The sequence below is a fragment of the Pseudomonas sp. GZD-209 genome (genome assembly GCF_049310485.1).
In the GTDB taxonomy this organism is placed as follows: Bacteria; Pseudomonadota; Gammaproteobacteria; order Pseudomonadales; family Pseudomonadaceae; genus Aquipseudomonas; species Aquipseudomonas sichuanensis.
In genome coordinates this window covers 1-5,159 of record NZ_JBMOWQ010000233.1, presented here as the reverse complement: position 1 = coordinate 5,159, position 5,159 = coordinate 1, and the positions used below count along the sequence as shown (strand labels likewise).

General features: G+C 66.4%; 5 protein-coding genes. 2 read left to right on the top strand and 3 right to left on the bottom strand.

Annotated features, from left to right (window positions below; genetic code table 11):
- Nucleotides 1-73: 73 nt before the first annotated feature.
- Genes ACO6VM_RS23535 through ACO6VM_RS23525 form a run of 3 tightly spaced genes read right to left on the bottom strand, consistent with a single transcriptional unit; the run spans nt 74 to nt 3,786 of the window.
- Entirely contained in the window at nt 74-1,267 is a 1,194-nt protein-coding gene (locus tag ACO6VM_RS23535) for an SGNH/GDSL hydrolase family protein (RefSeq protein WP_422403874.1), read from the bottom strand.
- A 1-nt stretch (nt 1,268) separates the two neighbouring features.
- Entirely contained in the window at nt 1,269-2,396 is a 1,128-nt protein-coding gene (locus tag ACO6VM_RS23530; RefSeq protein ID WP_401058008.1) for a DUF459 domain-containing protein, read from the bottom strand.
- Nucleotides 2,383-3,786, bottom strand: coding sequence for an MBOAT family O-acyltransferase (locus tag ACO6VM_RS23525; protein WP_422403873.1), 1,404 nt, complete (start codon nt 3,784-3,786; stop codon nt 2,383-2,385). Before ACO6VM_RS23525 ends, ACO6VM_RS23530 begins: the two co-directional genes overlap by 14 nt.
- 225 nt (nt 3,787-4,011) lie before the next feature.
- Between ACO6VM_RS23525 and ACO6VM_RS23520 the strand changes: the two genes are divergently transcribed.
- Both ACO6VM_RS23520 and ACO6VM_RS23515 read left to right on the top strand, forming a co-directional pair.
- Nucleotides 4,012-4,254, top strand: a complete 243-nt coding sequence (locus tag ACO6VM_RS23520) for an exodeoxyribonuclease VII small subunit (RefSeq protein WP_011531978.1) — start codon at nt 4,012-4,014, stop codon at nt 4,252-4,254.
- Nucleotides 4,251-5,138 carry a polyprenyl synthetase family protein gene (locus tag ACO6VM_RS23515; RefSeq protein WP_390966632.1) on the top strand — a complete coding sequence of 296 codons (888 nt, stop codon included), beginning with the start codon at nt 4,251-4,253 and terminating at the stop codon, nt 5,136-5,138. Before ACO6VM_RS23520 ends, ACO6VM_RS23515 begins: the two co-directional genes overlap by 4 nt.
- Nucleotides 5,139-5,159: the final 21 nt, after the last annotated feature.

Sequence of the window (5,159 nt, the reverse complement as noted above, 5' to 3'; positions counted from 1 at the left end):
CCTCCTCTTGTGTGTACCCCCCCCCCCCGAAGCCAGCCGGGGCTCTTCCCCCCCCCCGCGATGGGCCTGAAGCTCAACGCAACCCCAACGGCCCCTTCAAGAACGCATACAACCCCGCCGCACTCTTGCGATAGCCGTCAGCCGTCAGGTGCACCAGGTCTGGCCGCGCCAGCCCATTGGCCTGCCAACCGGCAATCGAGCACGGCCCCCCCATGAACGCCTGCCAGTCCCAGAACAGCGCCTTGTGCCGCTGTGCCAGTTGCTTCTGAATGCGGATCACCGACGCCAGCGGCTGTGGCTGACGCGCCGCGCAGCTCCCCGCCTTACGCCGTTTGATCGAGTCCGGCGGCCCGACCAGCAGGATTGCTGCTTGCGGCAGGTCCTTGCGCAGGCTGCGCAGCGTCGCCTCCAGCTGCGACTGGTACAGCCCCAGGTCGAGCGTGTCGTCGAAGGCCTCGTTGGTGCCATAGGCCAGGATCACCAGGTCCGGTCGCACAGCCTTGAGGCTGTCGAGCCAACCCGGCTGCCACTTGTCCACCACCTCCTGGCGGGCACCATTGATGCCCAGCGCCGAGTAGATCACCCCGGCATTCCTCTGCCCCTGCAGGTACCAGCCGCCCAACGCGATGTTGCCCCCGCCCTCGACGCCCAGTTGCAGCGGCAGGCCGAGATTGGCGAAGGCCGGGCTGAAGCGCCACTGCCCGTTGGTGATGGCCAAAGGGCGACGCTGGCCGCCGTTGGCCAGCAACGTGGCATTGCCGGTGGACTGGTACAGCGCCGAAACCTTGTAGCGCTGGCGGTCTTCATCACGCGCCTGCAACAGCACGCTGGAGCGGTTGGCCTGCGGCAGCGACAGGTAACCGCCAAGCGGGAACTGATTGCTCTGCTGGTTGCGTGCCGACACCAGTTGCCACTGGCGCCCCTCGCTCTTGATGATCACCCGGTCATTGCGGATACCCGGCACCGACGAGGCCGGCACCAGGCCGATGCCGCCATCGCCGTATTGCGCCTGCAGCAGGCGGCGCAGCTCACCGCTGAACAGGTCGGCGGCGGTGTGCGAGTCGCCCAGCTGGACGATGCCAACCGGCGCGCGGCCGGCATTGCGCAACTTGCCGGCAAGCAGGCCGACATTGCCGTCCTGGCGCACAACGGGCGCCGCTGCCGGCCGTGCGGCGGGCTGGGTGGCCACGCTGTTGGCGCCGGTGCTGCACGCGGGTACGGCGCTGATCAGCAGGGCCAGGCCCAGCAAGTGATGCCATTGGCGCATCTTAGTGTCCTGTAACGGTCAGGCCCGGCAAGCTGATCAGCGACAGTACCTGTGCGGCGATCATCTTCTGGCCCGTGATGGTGAAATGAATGCCGTCATCGACCCGCACCTTGACCCGCTTGCCCTCGGGCGTCAGCACCGTCGCGGCAAACCCGTCGTCGGTATAGCCGAGGATCGGGTTGGCCGACACATAGTGCTGGCCGAACAGCGCAGTCTGCTGCTGGTACAGGCCGCTCAGGTAGCCCATGGCCGTGGACAGCCGCGGCTTCTCCATGTTCGGCGGACCGACCCACAGCACCTGCACGTTGTGCGCACGGGCCTGGTCGAGGATCGAATCGATACGTGCACGATAGGCCACTTCCCACTCCGGCGACTTGAAGCGCAGGAACGGCTTGCCCTTGCCCTGGGGCATGTCCCAGGGGTCATTGGGGCCGAGGAACACCACCATCAGGCGGATGTTCGGTTCGTGGGCAAGGGTCTCGGCCACGGTTTTCGGCCAGTTGAAGAAGCCCGGGTAGGCAAGGCCGGTACTCTGCTTGCTGAGGTTGACCGTGCGGATCTGGTAGCGCTTGCGCAGGCTGTTGGCCAGGTGCGGGGCCACGCCCTGCATCAGCGAGTCGCCGACCAGCAGCACGTCATCGCCGGCGGCCAGGGAAACCACGGTGCCAGGTTGCAGCAAGGTCGGGGCAGGTGTCGCCGGCGGCGCTGCAACGGCCACCTGGGGCGGCAGGGCATGCTGGGGTGCGGGCGCAGGCTTGGCCACTGGCGCCGCCGGCAAGGGTTGGGCCAACGCCGCCGGTGTTTCCAGGTTGACCGTGACCACCGGCATCGGCGCGGGCAGCACCTCGGGCACTGGGCCTGCGACCTGCTGCTGCGCCTCTTGCAGTTGCTCGATGACGCTGTCGCGGCCCTGCTCCAGCGCCGCCGTCAGTTGCGCCCCGAAGCGCCAGGCCGGCAGTTGGCCGAGCAGCGGGATCTCGCAGCTCTGGTGGTACTTCTGCTGGCAGTACAGCCTGATCGAGTCCTGGTTCAGCCAGAACAACAAGGCGGTAGTGACCACGATCGCGTACAACGCACGGGCCGCGCCCATCTGCACCTGAAACAGCTGTTTGCTATCAGAAGCTTGCATAGATGAACCCCGGCACACCCGATTGCGACGCGAAAATCACCAGCGACACGCCAATCCCCAGCGGCACTGGGTACAGCTGCCAGGGCAGCCGTTGGCTGGCGGCAAAGCCCTTGCGCAGCACTGCCAGCCACTGTGGATAAGTGGCGATGTACAACACGCAGGCCAGCAGCATGAGGCCGGTGGCGCTGTTGAGCCCGGCCAGGCTCAGTTGGGCGATGTCGCCGAGCATCTCGACGGCGCCGTCCAGCGTCGGGCTGCGGAAGAAGATCCAGGCAAAAGCCACGTAGTGGAAGGTCATCAGGCGTGCCAACAGGCCAGCGCCGGGCATATTCGCGAAGCCTGGCAGCAACTGGCTGAACAGCTTGGAGAGGGCCAGGCCAACCCCGTGCAGCGCGCCCCACAGAATGAAGTTGATGCTGGCGCCATGCCACAGCCCGGACACCAGCATCGCCAGCAGCATGTTCAGGTTGCCGCGCCACACGCCCTTGCGGTTGCCGCCCAGCGGGATATAGACGTAGTCACGGATGAAGCGCGACAGGCTGATGTGCCAGCGCCCCCAGAACTCCTTGAGGTTGTGCGCGGCATAAGGTGCGTTGAAGTTCTCCGGCAGGCGGAACCCCAACAGCAGGGCGATGCCGGTGACCAGGTTGGTGTAGCCGCTGAAGTTGAAGTAGATCAGCAGGCTGTAGCCGTACACGCTCAACAGCACCTGCTCGGGGGTGAAGCTGCCCGGGGTTTCGAACACCGGGTCGACCCACTCGCTGCCCAGCCAGGCGCTGAGGAAGAACAGCTTGACCACCGCCAGCGCGATCAGCCCCAGTGCCCGTTGCGGCTCCAGTACCTGCCGCATGCCCTGCGGGCGGATCTGCGGCAGCATGTGCAGGGCGCGGTTGACCGGGCCGGCCACAAGGCTGGGGAAGAACGCCAGGTACAGGGCCAGGTCCAGCGCTGTGGCCGGCGCCAGTTCACGGCGGTTGATCGATACCAGGTAGCTGACCGAATGGAAGGTGTAGAACGACAGGCCGATGGGCACCAGCAGTTCCAGCAACGGCAGCGACACGTCCAGCCCGGCCGTCGCCAGCGCGGCTTGCACGCCCTCGACGAAGAATGCCTGGTACTTGAACAGGTAGAAGCAGCCCAGCACCAAGGTCAGCAGCAGCACGCCGCAGAACCGGCGCCCGGGGTAACGCCCGGCCAGCAGCCCAAGCAGGTACACCAGTGCGCTGTAGCCCAGCAGGATGTACAGCGAGTTCAGGCTGAAACTCGCCACCAGGCCATAGCTTGCCGCCAGTAGCAGGAGGTTCTGTAGCCGTGCACTCCAGCACAGGCTCCAGTAGACAATGAAGAACAGCGTGAAGCAGAGGCCGAATTCGATCGAAAGGAAGCTCACAACGTAGTCCGTTACGTGACATCAAAGGGGGGGCGCCAGCCCGCGGGCCAGAGGGCGCGGAGTATGGCAGAGGGCCAACCCCCTCACAATCTGAAAACGACTGGATTTGCAAGACATCCGCACCGGCACAAATGCTACAAAATAAGACCAAAGCCTTGCTGATTTGCTCCCCCTGCCCCGCTCTGCTAGTGTCGCGCCGTTCTGAATACCACCGAGACAGTCGCCATGGCCCGCAAAAAAGCCTCCATCGATTTCGAACAGTCCCTCGCCGACCTGCAAGCCCTGGTCGAGCGCCTGGAGAACGGCGAATTGTCGCTGGAAGAGTCGCTGGCCGCCTTCGAGCAAGGCATCGCCCTGACCCGTGACTGCCAGGGTGCCCTGGCCCAGGCCGAGCAAAAGGTGCAGATCCTGCTGGAACGTGACGGCGAGCTGGCTGCCCAGCCGTTCGACGCGGAGCCAGAGGCATGATCGCCGGTTACCAGGCCAGCGCCCAGGTACGGGTCGACGCCGCACTGGAAACGCTGTTCAAGGCCCCCTCCAAAGAACTCGAGCGCCTGTACGCCGCCATGCGCTACAGCGTGATGAACGGTGGCAAGCGCGTGCGCCCGCTGCTCGCCTACGCCGCCTGCGAGGCCCTGGGTGCGCCGGCCGAACAGGCCAACGGTGCGGCCTGCGCGGTGGAACTGATCCACGCCTACTCGCTGGTGCATGACGACCTGCCGGCAATGGACGACGACGACCTGCGTCGCGGCCAACCAACCACCCACAAAGCCTTCGACGAAGCCTGCGCCATCCTTGCCGGCGACGGCCTGCAAAGCCTGGCGTTCAGCGCCCTGCTCGACCCGGCGCTGAGCCCGCAAGCCGACAGCATCCGCCTGCAGATGGTCCAGGCCCTGGCCAAGGCCGCAGGCCCCGCCGGCATGGTCGGCGGCCAGGCCATCGACCTTGGCTCGGTGGGCGTCAAGCTCGACCAGCAGGCCCTGGAATACATGCACCGGCACAAGACCGGCGCGCTGATCGAAGCCAGCGTGCGCCTCGGCGCCCTGGCCAGCGCCCGCGCCGAACAGGCCCAGCTCGACGCCCTGCAGACTTATGCACAGGCCATCGGCCTGGCCTTCCAGGTGCAGGACGACATCCTCGACGTGGAGAGCGACACCGCCACCCTGGGCAAACGCCAAGGCGCCGACATCGCCCGCGACAAACCGACCTACCCCGCGCTACTCGGGCTGGACGCCGCCAAGGCCTATGCCCTGGAACTGCGCGACCAGGCGCTGGGCGCCCTCGCCGGCTTCGGCGACAGCGCCGAGCCGCTGCGGGCCCTGGCCCGCTATATCGTCGAACGCCGTCATTAAGCCCTGACCGGATCGCGGGGG